The sequence below is a fragment of the Marinomonas mediterranea MMB-1 genome (assembly GCF_000192865.1).
GTDB classification, from domain to species: domain Bacteria; phylum Pseudomonadota; class Gammaproteobacteria; order Pseudomonadales; family Marinomonadaceae; genus Marinomonas; species Marinomonas mediterranea.
This window is the reverse complement of sequence record NC_015276.1, coordinates 4,634,868-4,658,214: the sequence shown is the minus strand read 5'-3', so window position 1 is coordinate 4,658,214 and position 23,347 is coordinate 4,634,868. Positions and strand designations below refer to the sequence as shown.

The 23,347-nt window shown below is 45.5% G+C and carries 21 protein-coding genes; 13 read left to right on the top strand and 8 right to left on the bottom strand.

Annotated features, from left to right (window positions below; genetic code table 11):
* The first annotated feature begins 9 nt into the window (after window positions 1–9).
* The 7 genes from MARME_RS21075 (at window position 10) to MARME_RS21045 (ending at window position 5,684) form a co-directional block, all read left to right on the top strand.
* Window positions 10–1,104 (top strand): phage tail sheath C-terminal domain-containing protein, encoded by a 1,095-nt coding sequence (locus tag MARME_RS21075; protein ID WP_013663296.1) that lies wholly within the window; start codon window positions 10–12, stop codon window positions 1,102–1,104.
* Between the two features lie 2 nt (window positions 1,105–1,106).
* Window positions 1,107–1,604: a phage major tail tube protein gene (locus tag MARME_RS21070; RefSeq protein WP_013663295.1), complete on the top strand. Its 498-nt coding sequence runs from the start codon at window positions 1,107–1,109 to the stop codon at window positions 1,602–1,604.
* 212 nt (window positions 1,605–1,816) lie between these two features.
* Window positions 1,817–2,068, top strand: a complete 252-nt coding sequence (locus tag MARME_RS21065) for a phage tail assembly protein (RefSeq protein ID WP_013663294.1) — start codon at window positions 1,817–1,819, stop codon at window positions 2,066–2,068.
* Window positions 2,069–2,205: 137 nt separating this feature from the next.
* The gene (locus MARME_RS21060) at window positions 2,206–4,224 is read left to right on the top strand and encodes a phage tail tape measure protein (protein WP_013663293.1); all 2,019 of its coding nucleotides are present in this window, start codon (window positions 2,206–2,208) and stop codon (window positions 4,222–4,224) included.
* Window positions 4,224–4,595: a phage tail protein gene (locus tag MARME_RS21055; protein ID WP_013663292.1), complete on the top strand. Its 372-nt coding sequence runs from the start codon at window positions 4,224–4,226 to the stop codon at window positions 4,593–4,595. The genes MARME_RS21060 and MARME_RS21055 overlap by 1 nt, the downstream gene beginning before the upstream one ends.
* Window positions 4,582–4,770: a tail protein X gene (locus MARME_RS21050; RefSeq protein ID WP_013663291.1), complete on the top strand. Its 189-nt coding sequence runs from the start codon at window positions 4,582–4,584 to the stop codon at window positions 4,768–4,770. Before MARME_RS21055 ends, MARME_RS21050 begins: the two co-directional genes overlap by 14 nt.
* The gene (locus MARME_RS21045) at window positions 4,764–5,684 is read left to right on the top strand and encodes a phage late control D family protein (RefSeq protein WP_013663290.1); all 921 of its coding nucleotides are present in this window, start codon (window positions 4,764–4,766) and stop codon (window positions 5,682–5,684) included. Before MARME_RS21050 ends, MARME_RS21045 begins: the two co-directional genes overlap by 7 nt.
* 33 nt (window positions 5,685–5,717) lie before the next feature.
* On the opposite strand, the gene MARME_RS21040 is transcribed toward MARME_RS21045, so the two are convergent.
* Window positions 5,718–6,122 carry a SufE family protein gene (locus MARME_RS21040; protein ID WP_013663289.1) on the bottom strand — a complete coding sequence of 135 codons (405 nt, stop codon included), beginning with the start codon at window positions 6,120–6,122 and terminating at the stop codon, window positions 5,718–5,720.
* 30 nt (window positions 6,123–6,152) lie between these two features.
* Window positions 6,153–7,367, bottom strand: coding sequence for an aminotransferase class V-fold PLP-dependent enzyme (locus MARME_RS21035; protein WP_013663288.1), 1,215 nt, complete (start codon window positions 7,365–7,367; stop codon window positions 6,153–6,155).
* A 255-nt stretch (window positions 7,368–7,622) separates the two neighbouring features.
* Between MARME_RS21035 and MARME_RS21030 the strand changes: the two genes are divergently transcribed.
* Both MARME_RS21030 and MARME_RS21025 read left to right on the top strand, forming a co-directional pair.
* Window positions 7,623–9,623 (top strand): GntR family transcriptional regulator, encoded by a 2,001-nt coding sequence (locus tag MARME_RS21030; protein WP_013663287.1) that lies wholly within the window; start codon window positions 7,623–7,625, stop codon window positions 9,621–9,623.
* 38 nt (window positions 9,624–9,661) lie between these two features.
* Window positions 9,662–10,891 carry an aminotransferase class V-fold PLP-dependent enzyme gene (locus tag MARME_RS21025; protein WP_013663286.1) on the top strand — a complete coding sequence of 410 codons (1,230 nt, stop codon included), beginning with the start codon at window positions 9,662–9,664 and terminating at the stop codon, window positions 10,889–10,891.
* Window positions 10,892–10,920: 29 nt separating this feature from the next.
* On the opposite strand, the gene MARME_RS21020 is transcribed toward MARME_RS21025, so the two are convergent.
* From MARME_RS21020 to MARME_RS21000, 5 genes are all read right to left on the bottom strand, one after another.
* On the bottom strand, window positions 10,921–11,274 hold the full coding sequence (locus MARME_RS21020) for a hypothetical protein (protein WP_013663285.1): 354 nt from the start codon (window positions 11,272–11,274) through the stop codon (window positions 10,921–10,923).
* 263 nt (window positions 11,275–11,537) lie between these two features.
* A complete protein-coding gene (locus tag MARME_RS21015; protein ID WP_013663284.1) occupies window positions 11,538–12,326 on the bottom strand; it encodes a hypothetical protein in 789 nt (262 codons plus the stop codon).
* Window positions 12,327–12,849: 523 nt separating this feature from the next.
* The gene (locus tag MARME_RS21010; protein ID WP_013663283.1) at window positions 12,850–13,488 is read right to left on the bottom strand and encodes a DsbA family protein; all 639 of its coding nucleotides are present in this window, start codon (window positions 13,486–13,488) and stop codon (window positions 12,850–12,852) included.
* A gap of 149 nt (window positions 13,489–13,637) precedes the next feature.
* Window positions 13,638–14,834, bottom strand: coding sequence for an amino acid aminotransferase (locus MARME_RS21005; protein WP_013663282.1), 1,197 nt, complete (start codon window positions 14,832–14,834; stop codon window positions 13,638–13,640).
* 431 nt (window positions 14,835–15,265) lie between these two features.
* Entirely contained in the window at window positions 15,266–15,454 is a 189-nt protein-coding gene (locus MARME_RS21000) for a PA3496 family putative envelope integrity protein (protein ID WP_013663280.1), read from the bottom strand.
* Between the two features lie 167 nt (window positions 15,455–15,621).
* Between MARME_RS21000 and uvrD the strand changes: the two genes are divergently transcribed.
* Window positions 15,622–17,832 carry a DNA helicase II gene (gene uvrD / locus MARME_RS20995; RefSeq protein WP_013663279.1) on the top strand — a complete coding sequence of 737 codons (2,211 nt, stop codon included), beginning with the start codon at window positions 15,622–15,624 and terminating at the stop codon, window positions 17,830–17,832.
* A gap of 220 nt (window positions 17,833–18,052) precedes the next feature.
* Here the strand turns inward: uvrD and MARME_RS20990 are convergent, their stop codons facing one another.
* On the bottom strand, window positions 18,053–18,913 hold the full coding sequence (locus tag MARME_RS20990; protein ID WP_013663278.1) for a LysR family transcriptional regulator: 861 nt from the start codon (window positions 18,911–18,913) through the stop codon (window positions 18,053–18,055).
* A 300-nt stretch (window positions 18,914–19,213) separates the two neighbouring features.
* Between MARME_RS20990 and MARME_RS20985 the strand changes: the two genes are divergently transcribed.
* From MARME_RS20985 to MARME_RS20975, 3 genes are all read left to right on the top strand, one after another.
* The gene (locus tag MARME_RS20985; RefSeq protein ID WP_013663277.1) at window positions 19,214–20,764 is read left to right on the top strand and encodes an MFS transporter; all 1,551 of its coding nucleotides are present in this window, start codon (window positions 19,214–19,216) and stop codon (window positions 20,762–20,764) included.
* Window positions 20,765–20,994: 230 nt separating this feature from the next.
* Window positions 20,995–21,675 (top strand): NADPH-dependent F420 reductase, encoded by a 681-nt coding sequence (locus MARME_RS20980; protein WP_013663276.1) that lies wholly within the window; start codon window positions 20,995–20,997, stop codon window positions 21,673–21,675.
* Window positions 21,676–22,064: 389 nt separating this feature from the next.
* On the top strand, window positions 22,065–23,195 hold the full coding sequence (locus MARME_RS20975) for a TRAP transporter substrate-binding protein (protein WP_013663275.1): 1,131 nt from the start codon (window positions 22,065–22,067) through the stop codon (window positions 23,193–23,195).
* The last annotated feature ends 152 nt before the right edge of the window (window positions 23,196–23,347 follow it).

Genomic DNA, 23,347 nt, shown 5'->3' with positions numbered 1-23,347 from the left:
GAGAGTTTTATGAACTTAAACTTTGGTATTAATGGCAGTATCAGTGCCGCCGCCGCGCGCCCTGTTACGGTCAGTTCAACAACCGCGATTGGTGTAATTGGCGTTGCCAGCACGGCGGAATTTTTGAAATTTAACAATGCATCGGAGGCTATTGAATACTTAGAAAGCGATAGCGAAGCGGGCACGGTCGTGAATGCGCTAAAAGGCATTAATCTACAAGGTGTTAACTGCCCGGTTATTGTCAATGTGTGTTCATCCGATGCGATATTGGAATCCATTGATCTATTCAAAAAATCAGAGGGATTAACCGGTGTCAGCTTATTTGGCGGCATTTTGATTGCGCCTGTTTTGTCTGCGACTAAGGACGTAGGCGTGAAATTGGTAGCGACGGCCAGTGCGATCACCGCCACAGCGTTTGTCGATAACTTTGGTGCAAACGAAGCGGATGTATTGGCTTACGCCGCGAATTATGGCTCTCAGTCTTGTTTAGTGACCCATGGCATGTACACCGCTGACGGTGTGAAGGTTTCCGCTTCGGCGCTCTATGCTGGCGTTACCGCGTTTCGTGATGCTAATTCATCATTTGGTTGGGCGAAGTCACACTCAAACCGGGTTGTTCAAGGTGTTAGTGCAACGGATCGAGTCATTGAATACCTCGATGGTGCGGAGTGCGAAGCGCGTCGTATGCGTCAGGCTGGCGTCGCCACTATTTTGCAAGACATTGGTTGGCGTACTTATGGATTTGAAACCACAGATATTGATCCGATTTGGCAATCATTAGATCGAGTTCGTACTTTTCAGCGTTTGCTGCAAGCCATCCTCGTTTCTTCTAAATGGGCGCGAGATCGTGAAGCCAGTGAGCTACTTTGGGTTCGTCAAACCGTTGTTGAGTTTATGAATGAACTCAAAGGTAACGATGTCATCGTGGGTTTTGATGCCTATTTTGACTCCGAAAAGAATACCAAAGCCACGGCTACGGCTGGCAAGTTCTATCTAACGGTTAAGTTGGGTGATATGCCAAGTGTGCGTGAGCTAAATGTTGAGCTTGTCTACTCTGACGACTGGAACGACGTACTAATTAACTACATTAATGGAGAAGGTTAACCATGACACAAGTACCACAATATTTATCAGCAATGACGGTCTTTATTGACGGCGTTGGTCTGCTTGGTACGGCCAAGCAAGTTACTTTACCTAAGGTCGAAATCACTCGTGAAACGGTGACGGCTGGTGGTTTTGAACGTGCCATGTCGAATGGCGTATTTAAAGCCATGGAAGCGGAAATTACGCTCAATGAGTATCACGATTCTGTTTTTAAAGCGGCTAACAAACTGACTAAACCACCATTGTTTGTGATCAAAGGCAATTTGAGCCAGGACGGTCAGGATTACCCGATTGAAGCGACTGTTAAAGGCAGCATTGATATCGACGACGGTAACTGGGAAACCGGTAAAGAAGTAGAACGCAAACTGAAAGTGTACGTTGATTTTTACGCGCTAAAAGTGAATGGCACTGAACAGTGCATGTTAGATGCGAAGAATATGATCGCCAAAATTAACGATGTGGACCTATTGGAGAAAGCCCGCACTCACGTACTTTCTTAAGCAAAGCCCCGTCAATAATGGCGATGTGGTTACTGTCTTGTGGTGGGGACCGCGACAGTAACACAGTAAATACAGTCAAAAAGTAAGCAGCGTCTCAGTGATATCAACGGCCATTGATGGTTGAGACGTTAATTTACTTTAGACACTAATGTACAAAATTAATCGTTTTCGATCTACAGGATCAATCAATTTATTTAAAAAGGTTAAGAAACATGTCTAAAGAATTATTAAAAGAAAAAGAAGTGGCTTTGTCCGATGGACGTATTGTCAAAGTACGCAAACCTAAACTGCGGGATATTCGCATCCACTTTAGTGAGCCAAATCTAGAAGAGCGTCAAATCGCCATCGTTGGAACACTGGCGCAAATGACAGTCGATGAATTGGATGCATTGGATTACGACGATTTTATTCTGCTAAAGGATACCGCAGAGAGTTTTTTGTCGTCGACTGGAGCGGTTGCTTAAACGCAATCGCTATGGTCTCTGCAAAGCTTCATCTTGGTTTTTGTGATTGTTTAGAAATGACATTAGACGAATTTGAAACCTTTGCAGAGACCGCGAAACGTTTGTGTGAAGTCGAAAGATAAGCGGAGAGATAAAATATGTCACTAGGAAGTGTCTCCATCAGTTTTGATATAACGGGCAACATTGCAGACTTGGCTAACGATGTAACAGGCGTCATGCAAAAGCACCTTAGTGGTTATTTTGAGAAGCTGAGTACATTCGAAGAGGTTGGCTTCTTAGGTGGCCTATTTGATAGCGCACCGTCGGAAGCAGCGAGTAAAACAGGTACAAAAGAGAATGCTGTAAAAGAATCGTTACAACCGAGTTCTGAGCGTCAAATGTTTTCTACCCCAGAAGCTCAAACGACGGGGTTCGCGGAAGTGGGTACTGCGATGGCGACGATGACGGGTCGCTTTGAAAAAGGGGTATCCACTCTAAGCAAAGACCTAAATAGCCTCGTCGGGTCTGTTTCTAAAATGACAGCTACCTTGTCCGGTAAGCTGAATAAGATGCAAAAAAGCCTTTCCGGTTTTGGGTTTAAGAAGAATCATTCGGAGAGTAAAAACAACAAATCTGGCGTTAAAAAACGTCAAAAGAAGGCCAATAAAACCAAAGCGGGCCGCGATTCTAGCGCTGATCAAGGCTCGAGCGACAATGCCGAGTTAGGGACGTTAAAAGGCGTACAGAACGCAGCGTCAACGCTTATAACGAATGCTGCGACATTCAAGCAATCTTTTACCGAGTTATCGAGTGGGTTACAGAACTTTGAATTGTCGAAAAAGGGGATTGTAGGCTTACTTGATTCAGGCTCAAAGCTCACGGATAACTTCTCAACACTGAAGCAATCTTTTGTTGGGTTGAAAGCGTCCTTTACGAGCTTAAATTCAGACGAGCCTTTAGAGACGGCGATGTCTTCCTCCAAAGCGAACAAGACATCGAGTAAGAAGAAAAGCGACGGCGCGAGCGGTAAATTACAAGGAATGAAAGGCGCTGTTCTGTCGGGCGAGAAGCTGGTGAGTACTTTCTCAAATTTCAAAAAATCGCTTACGGGTTTGTATGATGGTGTGCAAACGTTTGATTTTTCAAAGCAAGGTGTAACCGGTTTAACGGACTTGAGTTCTAAGTTAGTAAATACTTACGACTCTGGGTCGAAGCTTGTCAGCTCTTTTTCCTCGTTTAAGCAATCTATTGCTGGCGTTAGTGGCGGATTAAAAAATGCAGGGGCAGGGCTAATGAGAGCGAAATCCACTGTCTTTGGTTTTGCTACAGCCTTACGCTCCGGAGCGATGATGCAGTGGGGATTGAATGCCGCGATGCTTGCCAACCCAATTGGCTTAATTGTGGGGGCCTTTGTTGCAGCCGGTGTCCTGATTTACAAATATTGGCAACCTCTAAAAGCGTTTTTTAGTGGGGTATTTGATGGCTTTGTGTCCTCTATGCAGCCTGTCTTTACCGCCTTTCAGCCGTTATTGAATTTGCTAGCGCCTGTCGGTGATGCCTTTGCTTGGATCGCGAGCAAGGTGTCTGAGGTGATCAATTGGTTTGGTGCGTTGTTTACGCCGATTCAAAGTAGCCAAGCGGAGCTTGCAGGCTTTGCCGCCAGTGGTATGAAGTTTGGTGAAGTGATCGGCTCCGTATTTAAAACGGCGTTGGCGCCGATTATGTTGGTTGCCAAGGGAATAGGCTGGGTTGGTAAGCAGCTGGGGTTATTTGGCGATGAAGGTGAGGCTTCGAGTGAGGCAGCGACACCCAATGAAGGAGGGCGTTCTAGAGGCTCTGTTACAGCGTTAAATACACAAAATAAAGCCACGTCGAATAGCAAACTGGCCGCCATTGGTGCGGGAATGTTAGTGACGACGAGTGCGGCTGCGATGAATCCATCGCCAGATGAGACAAAAGCACTTGCTCCAGCACCGACCGGAAGTGTGGTTCAAAGTTATGAGCTTTCGCCAATCAACAATGGGCAATCGCCGACGAAAGAAGTCGTTCAGCATATTAATGTTCAGGTTACCGTGAATAACCCAACGAGCAATATTGATATAGAACGAGCTATTGAAAACGTAATGCGTGGTCAGGCGTCGACATCCAGTCCATCACTGAAAGATGAGGATATCTAATGTTGTGTCAATTAGGTCACGTTAAATTTGAAAGTAGCGGCGTTAATATTGCCAATATTTCACGTCAATCAAGCTATCACTTTGCCAACAAGAGCATCATCAATGGCTTTGATGACTGGCAACAAGTCGGTCGCCACAGTCAAAAATTGACATTGAGCGGTGTATTGATTGAACAAAGTATGGGAGCGTTGAACAGCTTGTATGCGTTGGCGGAAAAGAAGGAATCGGTCACGCTTGCGCTTTCCTATGGTCAAGCCTTGACGGTGTTGATTATGGAAATCAGTGCGGATCAATCCAACTTTTTGAAAGAAGGGGAGTTTTATAAACAAAGCTTTGAAGTACAGCTGGTGGTGATACATGGCAACTTATGAAGTAACGAAAACGACAATGAGGTTAGATGAAGTGGTGATGCTCTATTACGGCTCGTTGGAGCAATTTACAGCCGTAAACGAAGCGAACCCAAACTTAGGGTTGTTTCTTTCAAGGGGGGATATTGTCGAATTGCCTGAGCAATCCGCCGTCGTGACGGAGGAGGTCTTATGGTAATGACGCCGACGTATCGATTGTTTGTGAATGATAAAGACGTGACCGACAGAGTATCGCCCTATCTTGTTAGCTTACGTGTCACGGACAATGAAAAGGACAACAGTGATGAACTGAGTTTAGTGTTCAGCGCCAAGTTTAAACGGCCTGAATACGGCGATCAGATTAAGGTCTTTCTAGGAGGGAAAGACCAGCAGAACTATGTTGGTGCTTTTTATGTTCAAAAGACCAGTATACGTAACAACTGCGAGCTTTCGGTAAACGCGACGGGGATGGATTTTGGTTCCAATATCAAAGAGCGTCGTCACCATCGATATGAACAAATAACCTTGGCTGAGTTGGCGGTCGACATCGCGGCTCGTCACGGGCTGGGGTATAAATCGGATCTCACTGAAGAATTGCATGATATTGATCAGGTAAATGAGTCGGACATTAATTTATTGAACAGAATCGCAAAAGATCATTCTGTCATTTTTAATATAAAAAACTCGATTCTGTACCTAATGAAGCAAGAAGAAGCACCGCCAGAAGTGATGTTGGATATAGATCGCTGTATCGATAGCCAGATCAGTCATTCTAATACGACCTTCTATCGGCGTTGTTCCGTTAAATATCAGGATACTAAACGGAACAAAATGGTCACGGTAAGTGTCGGAAAAGGAGAACCTACCTTGGTAAAACAAGGCCACTTTACCAGTGAGGACGAGGCGAAACTCGAAGCGATCAATGCGTTGAAACGAGCGAATCAGGGTACCGCTCAAGGCAATGCGTCAGTGCCCGGTCAGATCATGTATGCAGGAAGCCGCCTTATGTTAGGCGATGAAAAATACACGATCACCCGCGTGGAGCAGTCAATCAGTAACAGCGGTTGGGTGACTTCGTTAGACTTCAAGAGCAATAACCAAACTGCGCTTTAATGCGGAAAAGTGGAGATGGGCAGTGATGCGTATTTATTGATCTTGAGAAGACAGTTTCTTAAGAATCCCCAACACCCCGTTAGTACGAGAGCTGGTTAGGTAACTGCCTAAGTTAAACTGGGTCAGCTCTTGTACTAAATCCATTGCTTGGATATCTGCTTTGCTCTTGCCTTGAACTAGGCTGAGCACAGCAACTAAGACACCACGCATCAGTTTAGCGTCACTGTCCGCTTTAAAGTGGCACAACCCGTCAATGTGTTCCTCGATTAGCCAAACGGCACTTTCACAGCCTTTCACTTTGTGTTCTTCAGATTTATCGTCGTCTGTTAGGCGCTCAAGCTGCTTGCTTAGGGCAACCAGTTCTTTAAAGGTGGCTTCTTTGCTGGTGCAGGCTTGAAGACGAGATTGGATGGTTTGGCTATCAAGTAAGTGAGTCATGTTTGGGTAAGTCGTTCGTTTTGTAGGGGCTTAATCTGCAAGTAAATCAATGGCTTCTAGTAAGACTTCGCAAAATCGTTTTGCTTCTTGTTTGGTATTATAGCAAGCGAATGACGCTCGTAAGGTACTGCCAACGCCTAATTGCTCCATTAAAGGGTGGGCGCAATGGCTTCCCGCTCGAACGCCAATGCCCTTGCTGTCTAAGTAGCTATTGAGATCAAGCGTGTGAACGTTGGGTACGGATAAAGACACTAAAGTCGTGTTGCTAGACGGAGAGTAGATTTCGATTCTTGGGTCGAGACACAGTTCGTCATAAACCGTCTTGGCTAGCATCTGTTCCCATTTTAACAACTCTGGACGGTCTTGTTTGGTCAAATAGTCGCACGCGGCGGCAAGCCCAATCGCGCCTTCTATATGAGGCGTACCGGCTTCGAGACGATAGGGAAGAACGTTAAATTCCGTCGCTTGGTAAGCAACATGACGCACCATTTCACCCCCTGTTTGATAGGGCAGCAGTGTCTCTAAGGCGCTTGATTTACCGTATAACACACCGATGCCTGTTGGCGCGTACATTTTATGGCCTGAAAAGACGTAAAAGTCGCAATCTAGAGCGGTTACGTCGACTTCATAATGCGCCACGGCTTGTGCGCCATCAACAAGGGTATAAGCGCCTACTTTCTTTGCTTCATTGAGCATGTTGGCAAGTGGCGTAGACGCGCCGATGGCATTGGATATATGGGTCGATGCGAATATCTTCGTTTTATCGGTAAAGTAATTGGCGTATTCGGCTTCCCATTCACCCGTTGAGGTCAAAGGCAGCACTCGAAGACGTGCGCCCGTGCGAAAGGCCAATTGCTGCCAAGGAACAAGGTTCGCGTGATGTTCAAGACTGGTAATCAAGATTTCATCATCGACTTCTATTAAATGCTCCAGTCCATACGCCACCATATTGATGCTTTCTGTGGTGCCTTTTGTCCAAATTACATGACTGTTTTCTGGTGCATGAAGAAAGGCGGCGACGGTATTTCTGGCGCTTTCAAACGCAGACGTCGCACGGTCACTTAAAAAGTGAGCGCCTCGGTGTACATTCGCGTTGCTGTATAGGTAATAGTCCTGAATGCTTTGTAAAACGGGAAGCGGCTTTTGGGTCGTGGCGGCATTGTCTAAGTAGACGATAGGGTGATCATCGGTTGTAACGTTTAAAATGGGAAAATCGGATCGAATGTTGCTGGAAGAAAACGCCATATTGCCCCTATTTTAGCCTTTACCCGGAGATAGAAAAATCAGTATAAAGCGCGATTGTATCTTGTTCGTTGTTTTTTATGAATTAATTGTGCGTTCTTAACGATACGCCGATTTGTGATGTTTGTACAAAGGTCTCAATCAGCCTAAATAAAAGGATAAATACACGCTTAAACGCAGGAACACGCTTGCGTTTTGAGTGGCTACGGTCAATGATTGATAACAGATCTAAAAATTGCAAATCTAAAGGTACACAGCGTGGCAGACTTTCTATACAAAGGGGTCGTGGATTGGTTTTTAAAACAGGTTGCGGAAGGTGAACTCGCAGCCGGGCATAAAATGCCCTCTCTACGGTCATTATCGAAGCAGCTGAAACTCAGTTTAAATACCGTTATTCATGGATACGATATCTTAACCGAAGAGGGCTGGGTCGAATCTCGGCCTAAATCTGGCTATTTTGTTTGTCACCGCTCTACCTCTAAGAACGCGCACGTATTAGCGGGAGATCGGGTCAAAAGACTCACCGACGAAAACGCTAAATTAATCTGGTCAGCTTTGTCCCATCGTGCCGCGTTAGTGGATCAAAGTGATGCCTTTCTATTGCCCGGACCACGCACAGCAGAAGCTGAGCTGCCTGTTCCAGGGAAAGGCCATCTTGCTGTGCGAGAAGCAGTGGCGGATCACCTAAAGCGTTTAGGGATTAAAACACGTTCGGGGAATGTTTGGCTGGCGCGATCGGCCGTCAGTATCTTTAACCAAGTGGTGCAAAGCCTGACGAAAACAGGCGATCAAATTTTAGTGATTACGCCTTGTGACCCACGCTTGCTAGGCGGTTTGCAGAGCTTGCATCGCGATGTATTGTGTCTACAAGCGGGTGATCGAGGTGTGGATTTGGACGAAGCGATTCGTTGCATTAGAGACAACGACATTCGTCTGATTGTCTTCCCGAGTCAGTTTGCTTTTCCCGCAGGACAAGAAATATCGAACTTAAGTCTACGTCGTTGGCTTACGATTATTAATGAAATCAATATCCCAGCGGTGGAGTGGGATTTGGCCTCTCATCTTGGGTATAAAGCGTCTCCTTTGATGAGCTATAAATCGTTGGATACCGAAGACCGTGTGATTTACATCGGTGGTGTCGAGTCAAAAGGTTCTGATCGCAACGCGGCATGGTGTATCCCGAGCCGTTATACGATTTTGGAAGGGGCCTTTTTAAGTGCTGACTTTGCCTTAAACGATTCGCAGCAACAAGCCTTGAGCGACGCCTTATTGGGTACGCAAAAGCATTCATTGAGTAAACGCAGTCGTCAAATTTGGTCATTGTCTGAAAAAGCCAAAGCTATTTTAGAATCAAAGCTAGGTGACAGCATTCGGTTTGCCTACTCCAAAGGCGGCATGGCGCTTTGGATGCAAATGGAGAAGAAACCAAGTGAATCCGATATGGCGATTGTTGCGGCGAAACATCGCCACGCCATTGTGCCGGGAAACCTGATGGCGTTTGAAGCCGACGCGTCCGATTGGTTAGCGATCAACGTGACTTACCCGCAAATGGAAGAACTCGCGGTGATGTTGGCGGCCTTTATTAAAGCTAATGACCAATCCCTTCTTGCGGATCCTGAGCCTGTTTCCGAAGAAGCCGAGCTTGATATAGCGGTAGAACAGGAACAACTCGCTACAGAAAGTGATTCTGATGCTGACGAGGCGTCTATACTTTCAGAAGACGGTATCTCAGAAGGCGATATCTCAGAAAGCCGTGTTGCGGAAGACGGCTCAAGCGAGACAGATGCATTTGAAGCCGATGCGCTTGAGAGCGACGTATTTGAGACGGATACACTTGAGACAAGCAGCATTGAAGATGACACAGCGGGCGTAGAAAGAGCAGAAGACGATATTGCAGAAGGCCAAAGTGTAGAAAATGAAAGCTGCGTTGAAGACGCACTTGAGCCACAAGACGCCGATGAAGCGCTTTTAGAAGAGACAATCGAAGAGTCTCTAGAGGCGTCTTTAGAAGCTCCTGAAGTGGCGCTAGAGGAAGCGTCGTTGACCTCAGAGGAAAGTGAAGCTAGCTCCGAGCAAGTCGCTGATCACGGCTCGGAACAAAGCTCTGAAACAGACTCTCTCGATGTATCAGAAGAAGATACAGAAAGAGCAGAGCAGGCCGATGAAGAAGGCATGACCGATACAGAAAAAAGTCGGGATGCTGCAAAAGAGCCTTTGTATAACCCGATGTTGGATCTTATTAATCACGACTTTGGCTAACAAGCTAAGACGTTAAGAAGCTAAGAAGGAAACGCGCGATGACCTCTTTGGATTTAGAATTTGTTCGGGCTCAGTTCCCCGCCTTTCGTGAGCCAAGCCTACAAGGGCAGGCATTTTTCGAAAATGCGGGAGGCTCGTATGCTTGCCAACAAGTGATAGATCGACTGACGACTTACTACAGAGAGACCAAGCTTCAGCCGTATCATGTGCACCCTGCCTCGCAGAAAGCGGGCGACGCAATGGACATCTCCTACAAGCGCTTTGCTGACTACCTGAATGTGGATGAGCGAGAGGTGCATTTTGGTCCGTCAACGTCGCAAAACACCTATGTGTTGGCTCAGGCGTTCGCTTCTCTTCTTACATCGGGCGATGAGATCATTGTGACGAACCAAGACCATGAAGCGAACAGTGGCGTTTGGCGTCGGTTAGCCAGTCAGGGCATTGTCGTAAAAGAGTGGCAAGTTGACCCAAAAACAGGCTTATTGTCTACGTCTGACTTGGATCGTCTTATTACCGAAAAGACTAAATTGTTGGCCTTTCCGCATTGTTCCAACATTGTGGCGCATATTAACCCTGTTAAAGCGATCTGCGCACAGGCAAGAGCAAATGGCATTGTCACCGTCGTCGATGGCGTGTCTTATGCGGGTCATGGTTTTCCTGATGTCCGCGAGTTAGGCGCGGATATTTACCTCTTTTCCCTTTATAAAACGTACGGCCCACACCTAGGTGTCATGGTAATACGTAACGCTGTCGCTGAACGTCTGGGAAATCAATCGCACTATTTCAATGCTTCCTATCGCAATAAGTGGTTTGTGCCCGCAGGGCCGGATCATGCTCAGGTGGCCGCTGCACAGGGAGTACTGGATTACTTTGACCTGTTGCATGACCATCATTTTCAAAATGAGGCTTCGGTTCTAAAGCGCGCTGAACGAGTACGCGCCTTATTGCACGATGCAGAAGTTGCCTTGCTGCAACCGCTGCTGGATTTTGTTGATCAACACCCTAAATTGCGTTTACTTGGCCCTGCGGATGCATCACAACGTGCCGCGACTGTGGCATTGATGCATTCTGAGATGGATTCAGACGTGCTTGCTAAGCGTCTGGTGGAGAAGGGCATCATATGCGGCGCAGCGCATTTCTACGCCGTTCGATTACTCGAAGCGATGGGAATAGATGCGGATAAAGGCGTGCTTCGATTGTCTTTTGTGCATTACACCACGCCCGATGAAATGACGCAGTTGGTTGATGCTTTGAGTGAGGTGTGTTGAGTTGGGCGACCTATTCTCTTCTTCGCTGTCTATGCATCGTCTCCAAAATTGCTAAGGTATAAAGTAATATCTTCTTTGGTGTAACCTAATATTTCACCAATACGATATTCTTTCTCTTCAAAATCATCGTCATGGGCAGTATAGCCAGACAGAATTATATCTCTTAGTTCTTTTGCTTCTGACTCAAACTCTCTGCGATAGAAGATATACGATTCGCTTTCACTTTCTGGCTGTGAAAATATGAGTGTCTCAGCACCAACCAATTTTGCGGCAGAAAAATGTTCTTCTGGCCATGAGTCCCAATTGAAATAGATTACGTGTTTTTCACCTCGGTCAAAAAGTATAAATTCAATTCCTTCATGTGGGCCGATTTTTCCAGTCATGTTTGTCCTTTTCATGTCTCGTTAGAGGGGCTGACATAGGCGCCCAATTTGAAGAACTTGTCATACATTGACGGTGTTCGAAACTTTTCCGGTAACTGCATTGTCTCCACAGAGAAAAGCACGGCGGATACGGCGTGAAATACAGTGGTAGTAAGGCGTGTCAGGCAAGCTGACTTGTTGCTCTAGTGACCTACATGGATGTAGGTCACTAGAGCAACACAGGAGCAGTTGACGAGCGTACGCGAAACCCTCTTTAGTTCTTGTTAGGAGTATTTTTCACGAATCTTGCGATGAAATTCATTAATATCAATATCTTCTTTAAGTGACTTTAGCTCTTCAAGTAACCAGGGGCGTGTTCCCCTATTGATTGGAGTTTTGCTGGAGCCACCTATGAATATTTGATCATTGACATGGTCTGGTGGACTGCTGTTATCTGAAGGTATAACAATGTATTTCAGTTCAGGCCAAATTTTTAACGCGACGTTAATTGCTCTTATTGCGATATTAGCTTCAACTCTGTAGCCAATCCAAATTCCCTCTTGCTCACCTTTGATCGACTTAAATGGTTCGCGTTTATCATACTCTTTATGTCTGTGAGGATATATCTCTGCGTTAAATCCTTTGTTCTTGAGGGACTCTACAATTTCAGAAGACCCAATAACATCGATAACTGAAACTGATATATTATTAATGTCACTAGTATCAATCACTTGTTCTTTTACAATTTCTTTGTCTTCGAAAGATGTAAAAGTTTCCGCCTGTATAAATTCGCCCTGTGAATATGCTCCTTGCTCTTTTATCCATTCAGCGTACTCTTTTCCATCTTGTAAATGTGGTCTGTACTTGGTTAGCATGAGTAATACGCACCCAATTACGATGATAACCACAACCGTTGGCGATATAACCAAGTACCCAGCAGCCCATTCAGGCTTTTCAATATTTACTGCGGTTGTCAGTAGTACCGTGATCACAGATACCAACATAACAAACCATGCAGCCATAAGCTGAATGGGGCTTTTAATTTTATCTGGCATCAGATTGGAATCTGACATTTATATACTCCTAACATTTTATCAATGCGCATGCTCATTTATCCAGTTGGGTGATTTCATATTAAACACTAACCATTTGAAATATAATAACTTTCTAGTCCTTCTGAAAAAGCGAGTGTTGAAATCGAGTATGCGCTTATGTATTTCTTGGCATGGCACACTAGTTCGCTGCCCATGCACTATACATCTGATACTAATACACTTTTAGAAAGCGTAGTAGACAAAGCGAGAAGGTGAATGTTGTTCACCTCAGAAATAGTGTGCCATTTTTGAGATGGCGCAAAAATAGGTTGGATATAGACCCTGTTTTTCTATTCGGTAATGCTGTGGACGGCTTCGATGTGTGTGCTGTTGTAGACCCCCTCCCAACCTCCCCCTTGGTAAGGGGGAGGAGCTAGATCGAGGTGTTGAGCGCTCCTTTTACTTGGTAAGGGGAGCTAGACCGAAGTATTGAGTGCTCCCTTTGCTTGGTAATAGGGAGGAGCTGGATCGAGGTGTTGGTTATTTCCTCCTCGCTAAAAAGTCAGTCTGTCTCTACAGGCAGTGCGGCTTTTATCGCCTGACGCATGGTTTCATGGTTTTCATAATCAATCGGGATTTCGGTTAGGTGGTCGCCGACGATGACGGCTAAAGACGGAAATGAGTTGAGCCCTAGATGTCGTGCTTGGGTAATTTCATGTTCTAGTGTTTGTTCTTCTTTCACGAGCGCCATGGATTTTTGAAAACCGTCTTCTTTTAATCCTATGTGTTTTGCGCAGCGGGTGAGTGTGTCGAGATCGGATGGGTTTTGAGCGTTTAGGTAGTAGGCGTGTTGTATTTCGGTTGCCATTTCATGTTCTAGGCCAAAGTCTCGGGCGACTAGGCAGGCGCGGCAAGCTGGGTAGGTTGAACGACGTGGTGCGGCTTCTCGCCAAAAATCAAAATTAAACTGCGTGCCAAGGCTGTCTGAAATACGATGCCATGTTGCTTCCAGCTTCGTTTTCATTTCGTCGGGCATGGGGGTATCTGAATCGGGTGCTAGCCCTCCGAGCATGGGTTGTATGCTCAACTTTTGTTTGTCGATTAAAGGCTGTAGTGCTTTTTCAAGCTGATTCCAAACGGGTTTAAAGCCCCAACACCAGCTACACATTGGGTCATAGCAGTAAATCAGAGTGGCGGTCATTCAAGGTGCTCCATCGAGTCTTAGCCAAAACTGGATTTACAAAATTAACAGGTAAAACGAAAAGAGCCAACAGTTTGTTGGCTCTTTGGTCAAGTTTGTATGCTTTTCTCTCGCATACAGCGACGCTTGTCGCTGAGCGGTTGAAGCTGCTATTTCGTTAAGACAGCGGCAATAGCGTCACACAGTGGTTCCATGTTGTCTTTGGTCATGCCTGCGACATTAATACGACCTGAGCCAACGATGTAAATACTATGATCTTCTTTTAGGCTCGCCACTTGATCAGGGTTTAGGCCTGAGAAAGAGAACATGCCCTGTTGCTTGGAAATAAACGAGAAGTCCTGCTCAACCCCTTTTGCTCGCAATGTGTTGACGAACAAGGTGCGCATTTCTTGGATACGCTGGCGCATGCTAGCAAGTTCCATTTCCCAAAGACTACGTAGTTGGTCGTTGGTCAGAATTTCTGTCACAACCGCAGCGCCGTGAGAAGGCGGGTTAGAGTAGTTGGTACGAGCACAGCGTTTAATTTGAGTAAACGCGGCGTTAGCTTGCTCTTCGGTTTCAGCCACAATGGTCAATGCACCAACACGCTCATTGTACAGTCCAAAGTTTTTGGAGAATGAGTTCGCGATCAGCATTTCTGGGGTTTCTTCCAAGAAAGTGCGTAAGCCAACGGCATCTTCTTCAAGGCCGTTGCCGAAACCTTGGTAAGCAAAGTCGAATAAAGGTAAGAAACCTTGTTTGCTAGCCAGTTTTGCAAGTTGTTGCCATTGAACCGCTGTTGGGTCGATGCCAGTTGGGTTGTGGCAGCAGCCGTGGAATAACACAACGTCGCCTTCAGGGACTTGTGACAGGCTCGCTAGCATCGCTTCGAAGTCTAGCGTTTTCGCGTTTGCGTCGTAATAGGCGTAGCTGCCGACTTCAAGGCCAACAGATTGAAAGACGGCCTGATGGTTCGCCCATGTTGGGTTGCTGACCCAGATTGTTGCTTCGGGAAGATGCTTTTTGATGAACTCAGCTGCTACGCGCAATGCACCAGTACCGCCAGGTGTATGGGCGGTATGAGCGCGATTTTTAGAAATCACAGCATGATCTTGACCAAAAAGCAGGGCTTTTACCGCAGCGCGGTAAGCTTCCTCACCTTCAATGCTAAGGTAGCTTTTGGTGTTTTCATCGATAACAAGGCGTTCTTCTGCCTGTTTTACCGATTTAAGGATCGGTGTAGCGCCTTGTTCGTCTTTATAAACGCCAACGCCTAAATTGATTTTATTAGGGTTTGTGTCCTTACGAAACGTGTCGCTTAAACCAAGAATAGGGTCAGCTGGAGCAGCTTGGATGTGTTCAAACATGGTGACTCCCCGATAGGGTTATAATTGTTTTTGTTTTTGTGGGTTGATGATTAAAAAATTTAGATGTAATGGTACTTGAAACGCTATTCGGCTTCTAGGGAATAGATCAATAAGTCGATTATCTTTTTGTAGAGATCGTTGCACGATTATTGCGCTTTCCAATACCATGTTAAAAAGAGACTCAAAATGCTCATTTGTAACGTATAAACTTCGCTTTTTCGTCTATTTTTGCCTCGTCTTGGCTTCGCTCGCGACTTAGTGCAGGGGGCTTTTGTAACTAAAATGAGGGTGAAAGCACTAATTCGAAAGCATTTTGGACAAAAAATAGGGGGTAGCAAACCCTGAACCGGCGTCTATAAAAGTAAGAGGCCAGCAGAAGACAGTCCTATTTAAAATAGGCTGTAAAAATGAGTGTTAGGAGACGTTATATATCAGTCGTCCCAACCGTCGGAAATCGCTTGTATTAAGCGTTGTTCCTCTCGATAATTCTCGATTGCGCGTCGTGCTTTAAGCATTCTGTCGCTATCCTCTTTTTGGGTTCGTTCGTTTTCTTCTTTTTTTAAACTGATGGATGCATGAAGCAATTCAGTTTTGATTTCAGCTACTTCCATAGACGTCATGAGTAATACCTCTCAGACTCTTTTGATGACAGATATGACGAATCACTGTCATCAGCCGTTGAAAAAAGTCAAAATAGATAGAAAGCAAGACTACCTGTATATAAAAACCGCAAAATTGATCAAAAATCAACCATTTTGTGGCTTAATTTTAAAAATGGCGGAGCTCAATGGACGTTTCTTTTATTCTCGATGCCCTAAACGACAAACAGCGTGAGGCCGTTGCCGCGCCACTTCAAAACAGTTTGGTACTGGCTGGCGCTGGTTCCGGTAAAACTCGCGTACTGGTTCATCGTATAGCGTGGCTAATGCATGCCTATGAGCTATCACCTTATAGCCTTATGGCCGTTACCTTCACCAACAAAGCGGCGCGAGAGATGCAAGGGCGTATCGAGCAGCTTGTTGGATTACCACCTCAAGGTATGTGGGTGGGAACCTTCCATGGTTTGGCCCATCGCCTGCTTAGAGCGCATTGGCGCGATGCAGGGTTGAAGGAAAACTTCCAAATCATGGACAGCGATGATCAGCTTCGTCTCGTTAAACGTATCATGCGAGAGTTTAATATCGATGATACGCGTTGGCCGCCTAAGCAAGTGGCTTGGTTTATTAACGGCCAAAAAGACGAAGGTCGACGTGCTGCTCATGTTCCCGACTCGCATGATCCATTTTCAAAAGGGATGCGAGAGCTTTATTACCACTACGAAGAAGCGTGTGAACGCAACGGCTTACTGGATTTTGGTGAGTTATTGTTACGAGCGCATGAATTAATGCTGACAAATCCGGCTTTATTAAAGCATTACCAACAACGCTTTGTGCATGTGCTGGTGGACGAGTTTCAGGACACCAACACCATTCAGTATGCGTGGCTTCGTGTGATGGTTGGTGATACTGGCACGATCACCGCAGTGGGTGATGATGACCAGTCAATCTATGGTTGGCGTGGCGCAAAAATTGAGAATATCCAAAACTTCTCAAAACACTTTAATGACGTGGCGACGATTCGTCTTGAACAAAACTATCGTTCAACTGGGCAAATTCTAAAAGCCGCCAACGGGCTGATTCAGAACAATGATGATCGCTTAGGTAAAGAGCTTTGGACAGACAGCGGCGATGGCGACCCGATTTCCCTTTATGCTGGGTTTAATGAGCAAGACGAAGCGCGCTTTATATTAGAGATTATTAAAAAGTGGCGCGACGACGGAACCGCGTTAAAAGACATGGCGATTTTATATCGTTCTAACGCTCAATCTCGTGTGATCGAAGAATGCCTCGTTAGGGAACAGTTGCCTTATAGAATTTATGGTGGGCACAGATTCTATGATCGTTTAGAGATCAAAAACGCATTGGCGTATGCTCGGTTGGCAGTTGACCCGAATGACGACGGCGCAATGGAGCGTGTAATTAACGTACCACCGCGTGGCATTGGCGAACGCAGTATTGGTACCTTGCGAGAGATCGCTCGAGATCAAGGTTGCTCTATGTGGCAGGCCGCAGAGCATATCGTGCAGCATGGTGTGATGCCTGCTCGCGCTTCCAATGCGATTAAGAACTTCTTACAGATTATTGATGGTATGGGGAATACGTTAATCCAACCTGATCTAGGTTTGGGTGATGTCTTTGAACACATCATTCAAGAAGCGGGTTTGATTCCTCATCATGAGAAGGAGAAGGGTGAAAAAGGCGAAGCCCGTATTGAGAACTTGAAAGAGTTAGTCAGCGCCGCAAGTGGTTTCTCGTGGTCAGAAGATGACGAAGAGTTTAGCTCGCCAATGATGGCATTCTTGGACCAAGCGGTATTGGATGCGGGTGAAGCTCAGGCGGATGAGTATCAGGATTCGGTTCAGTTGATGACGCTGCACTCGGCGAAGGGCTTGGAATTTCCATTGGTCTTTTTAACTGGCGTGGAAGAGAATTTGTTCCCTTCCAAAATGTCGTTTGAGGAACCTGGACGCCTCGAAGAGGAGCGTCGCCTTTGTTATGTTGGTATTACGCGGGCCATGGAGAAGCTCTATATTACCTATGCGGAATCGCGTCGATTGCATGGCAGTGAATCTTTCAATAGTCCTTCTCGTTTTATTCGTGAAATCCCACAAGAGTGTATTGAAGAAGTGCGCCTGCGCTCACAAGTCGCAAGACCTGTTTCGATGCAGCGACACAACTATCAAGGCACACTGCAAAAGCAAAATCAGAGCATATTGCACGGTTATCAAGTACCTGAAACCAACGTTTCAATGGGCGACCGAGTGAAGCATCCGGTCTTCGGTGAAGGGTTGGTTATTAACTACGAAGGACAAGGCCCACAGGCCAGAGTTCAAGTGAACTTCGATACCGAAGGTACAAAGTGGCTTGTGTTGTCTTTTGCTAAATTGGAAGTGCTGTAATATCAAATGATGGCACTTTGAGTTGATTTAATAGAGGCGGTTGTTGCTTCGCTGTCGTTGAGAGTTTGGCGGTCGCTATCGATAACTGCTTTCGTTAAGTTTCGTTCTACATGCTACTTAATTGTTGGTGTTAGACTCAGAGACATTAAGCATGGATGGGGTGCGTAGGGAAGGTGTGGGCTTGTTCACACCTTCCCTAGAGACCTAAAAATCTAGAGATCTATAGAGTAGTACCGTTGTAGAGTTTGAATATATGGCTGATTTCTTTGAGCACATTTCGAGTTTTAATGTCCGTCAGATGTGTATGCAACTCTATCGATGAGGTAGGAAGTGCGGGCAAATTGAACTTACTACGAACGTCTATCAGCCCTTCTGGAACAAGCCGCAAAGCGTAAACACCAATGGCCATTCCCGCTAAAATAGCCGAGTTAACAATGTCGGTATTGCCGCCAATCAGCATTTTTTGAAAAGGGATGTCTGCACTTTTTAAAATAACTGGTGCTTGATCGCGCACTTCACACTTCTCATCAAGCGTAGCCAGTTTTACTGAGTCTCCGACTTTGTACTTGTATTTAGGCGTAGCGAACCAGCTGTAATGTTCGATACAAAGCAGGTGTCCCTGTTTTCTATATTCTTCTGAGTTTACTATGACGGCGTCTAGCGTTCCTTCGTCATATTGCTGTTTTAGTTCGCTGGACAACCCGGTTGATATTTCTAACGTTAAATTAGGGTACTGAGTATTCACTTTGGCTAGAATCGCGGTTAACTCTGAGCCGATAATATGGCAGCCAATACCTAAGCGTAAGCGGTTTTTAACGGTATAGAGTGTTTCAACCGCTTTGTCATGAGCTTCTAGAAAGGCTTTTGCGTTACCAATGAAGGCCTCTCCTTGAGAGGACAGTCTCACGACACGGGGAGTTCGCTCTATTAAACGCCTGTTGATGCGTTGTTCGAGACGTTTGAGTCGAAGACTCAATGTTGCTTGACTGGTTCCAAGCGAGTTTGCTGCAAGTGTAAAACTCTTTAGTTCAGCAATGACTACGAATGCTCTTACTGCTTCGACATCGAGTGAAATTGACATAGCTATCCTTGTTACTCTGTGCGATCCATTTCATTTTGTTATCACTGTCTGTGCGATCCATTTCATTTTGTTATCACTGATATAGACATTATGAGGGTACCACCTCAATGAATCCAGTGCTATTTTGCCTCTCGATGACCAATCAGAAGAAGGAAACTACATCAGTTTTTATTCTTTCAAATGATTATTTAAAGAACGTCTTAATCTTTTTATAAAAAAGAAAAACACGCTTTTTTGACTGAAGTATCAGTCTTGTTGAGGGTGTTTGCGTTTACACAACATTGCATGGAGAGTTATGTTATGAGCACTATTTCGTCGAGAAATAGAATCGCTTTAATTTCGGTGTGCCTATCGGCAATTATGCTAGGGCTTGAAATTACAAGTGTACCTTCTATTTTACCTATCTTAAAAAGTGTCTTACCTGCGGATTTTATTCAGCTTCAGTGGATTATGAATGCATACACTATTGCCATGTGTTCGACACTGGTTGCAATGGGCGCATTTGCCGACCGGTTTGGTCGTAAACGGGTGTTTTCAATTGGTATTTTTGTCTTTTGCGTTGCCTCTTTGATTTGTGGGCTAGCGTCGTCAGCGCCTGTTCTGATCGTTGCGCGCTTTTTACAAGGCACCAGTGCTGCAGCGATGCTTGCATGTCAGGTGGCCGTGCTGTCAAACCAGTTTCAAAATGGCCCCGAGCGAGGCGTCGCGTTTGCTTGGTGGGGGATCATTTTTGGTCTTGGATTAGGCTTCGGTCCTATTGTTGGCGGCTTAATCGTCGCTCATATGAGTTGGGAATGGGTTTTCTTGATTCACGTCTTTATTTCGGTGATTACGTTGATACTAGCGCGTGTTGGTGTGGTTGAGTCGTCTGATCCTAAGGCGGTGAAAATGGATGTCGGTGGCATGATCACACTTTCTGGAGCGGTGTTCGGGCTAGTATTCATGATTACGCAAGGGAAAGATGTCGGTTATCAAACGGTCGAAGGCATTGCAATCATGGCGGCGAGTGCTATTTCTTTTGTACTGTTCATTATCATTGAGCGAAAAGTCGCTCGACCTATGTTTGATTTGAATGCCTTTAAAATTCGTAATTTCTCTGGTGCATTATTTGGTGCAGCGGGCATGAATTTCAGCTTCTGGCCTTTTGTTGTCTACTTCCCAATCTATTTGCAGAGTGTATTAGGCTACGGCGGCGTAACGTCAGGACTTATTATACTTGCACTTACTCTTCCAACGGTTGTTGTCCCTCCGATAGCGGAAAAAATCTTATTAAAAAATGGTCCAAAGATTGTGATACCGCTCGGGCTGTTGTGCATATCTGGCGGGTTCTTCCTATTGTGGGGCGCTGCGTCGGCCTCCAACACCGATTGGTTAATGCTAATGCCTGGCTGTATTTTAGCGGGTATCGGGTTAGGTCTTACGAATACGCCTGTGACTAACATGGCAACAGGGTCCTTACCTCCAGAGCGTGCCGGTATGGCATCGGGGATGGAATTTAGTACGCGTATGATTTCGTTGTCTCTAAATATTGCCATTATGGGCTTTGTGCTTGTGAGCTCGATTGTGTATCAACTTCGTAGCTTACTGCCTATAGATACCGTAGAAGTAGGGCTTTCTCAATTAGCTGACGTACTGGCGTCTGGTAATTTGCAGACGTTAGAAGAGTACGGCGTTCAGTCCTCTGTGGCGCAGAATATCTTGATGACGGGCTTTAGTAACGTCATGTTGTATGGTGCGTGTGCTACCGCAATATTATGTTTACTTGCATTCATCGCATTTGAAAGCAAAAAGGCGAAATCCAGTACAGATAACGATGGGGTGGATTCTGCTGAAACGCTTCCGACAGCCTAACGAAGGTATGAACAAGTCCACTGCTTCATTGTGAGGGTTAGGTCTTTCATCAAAGACGTTTTTGGATAATGGCCATTGCTCGAATGTTTCACATCGAAAACTAAGAGCTTCATGCCTCTATTTTACTGGACGATAGTGTTTATTGTCGTTGTGGACGCCGAAAGTTATTTGCTGGAGGGGTTATGCGTTTTACATGATGTTTATTTGATAACCTGGTAAAGGGAGAAAATATGAATATTGGGATCATTGGAGCAGGCCCTATGGGGCAAGTTCTTACTCAGCATGCTATCAATGCTGGGCACAAGGTTATGTTAAGTAATTCACGCAGTGCTGACTCGCTCACGAGAGTGGCTGATGCCTTACTCTGTGATGTGGGCAGCGCTGAGCAAGCGTCCGAGTTTGGCGAGATTGTTATTATTGCTGTCCCTCTTCACGCTTATGACAAATTGCCGAAAGCGTCACTAAAAGGAAAAATTGTAGTGGATCTACTTAACTACTTTCCGAATAGAGACGGTGCAATCCCTGACCTTTTGAATGAGAAAACGACGACAAGCGAAATGCTTTCTTCTTTTCTCGATGGGGCTATTGTCGTTAAGGCGTTTAACTCTATTACGGTTCAAGACCTTGCTCATGATGCTCGACCAGGACCAAGCGATCAAGAGAGACGAGCGATTCCTGTGGCGAGTGATGACCCGCAGGCTAAAACGAAGATCATGAATCTTATTGAAGCGTTTGGTTTTGATTCAGTGGATGCCGGTGTGCTTTCTGACAGCTGGAAGTTCGAACGTTATCGCCCTGTTTACTGTTGTTCGTTGCATAAAGAGACGATGGAGTCATTGCTAGCGTCTACCACTCGAGAAACCAAAGTACGTGACGGCCATTGGATACAGAATCGCCAAGCATTAGCTTAGCGCATAGTCGCTTGGTCGAATATTTTTCTATTTCTCATTCAAAGGCGATATTCAATGTTTGAGTTTCGCCTTTGAATGAGCGTATTTAACGGCTTGTATCAATGTCCTAACTGTCTTATTGGTCAAATAGTTGAATTTTTGTTCATCCCTCTCTACTATCCCTATCCTCGTTTTATTCTGAAAAACGGCTCGTACAAAGTGACTTAATCGAAAATAACAACATCTATGGTCTAAGTCGGCGAATCAAGGAACATAAAGTCTCAAACGCGCACTGCGTTTTTGCTTTAGTGAGCAGTCATGTTTAGGGACATGGTGGCTTTGAGTGTTCGCCCTGTATCGCGTGAATAAATGATGTAAAACGTAAAATTTGATTAACTCTAAGGAATAACATGAAGAAAGTAATGCAGTTTGGCAAGCTGGCTGCGGCGAGCTTGTTGGCGGTTGTGCTGACCGCTTGTGGTGGGGCTAGTGATAAAGAAGCGACGAAAGAGTCAGCAAAAAGTGCTCAGGTTGAGAAAAAGCCTGAGGTCATTAAATGGAAAATGGTGACCACTTGGCCAAAAAACTTCCCTGCTTTAGGTACGGGTGCTGAATACCTTGCGAAGAACATCAATGAAATGTCTGGTGGTCGTTTGCAAGTGAAGGTGTATGCCGCGGGTGAGTTGGTGCCACCTTTGGAAGTGTTTGATGCTGTCTCTCGTGGCACAGCAGAGATGGGCCATGCCGCGTCTTACTACTGGAAAGGTAAGGTTCCTGCCTCTCAGTTCTTTGCTTCTATTCCATTTGGTTTAACAGCGCAAGAGCTAAACTCTTGGATTTACCATGGCGGTGGTCTAGAGCTATGGGAAGAAATCTATCAGCCATTTAACGTTCTACCTATGGCGGGTGGCAACACGGGTGTGCAAATGGGCGGTTGGTTTAACAAAGAAATCAATTCCGTTGCGGATCTTAAAGGCCTAAAAATGCGTATTCCTGGGTTAGGCGGTGAAGTGCTTAAAAAGGCGGGTGGTGTACCTGTAAATTTGCCTGGTGGTGAAATCTTTACATCCCTGCAAACGGGCGCAATCGATGCGACAGAATTTGTTGGGCCATATAATGATTTGGCATTCGGTCTCTACAAAGCGGCGAAATACTACTATTACCCAGGCTGGCACGAGCCAGGTTCGGCAGTAGAGATTACGGTAAATAAAGACGCATACAATGCTTTACCTAAAGACCTGCAAGCTATTGTTCGTGCAGCAGCTCGCCAAGCTAATGCGGATATGTTGGATGAGTTTACCGCTCGTAACAATGAAGCGTTGCAGACGCTGATTTCTGAGCACGGTGTTGAGTTGCGTGAGTTCCCTGCTGATGCATTGGCTGAGCTTCGTGATGCATCCGAAGAGGTGATCGAAGAGTTAGCTGCAAATGATCCAGCGAGTCGTAAGGTGTATGACTCATTGAAAGCGTTTAAAGAGAAAGTATCCGCTTGGCACACTGTTTCTGAGCGCGCTTATATTAATGCCCGCGACGCAGAATAGAGTCTATTAATATAGCTATTTGATACTTTTATTAGCGTGTATCAGCTTGTATTAGAATGATCAAAAGCCCCAGAGAGTCTTCTCTGGGGCTTTTTTTATGGATTGGTGGCTGTATGACGTTTGAATATAAAGATGAGATTGAGAAGCTGGGA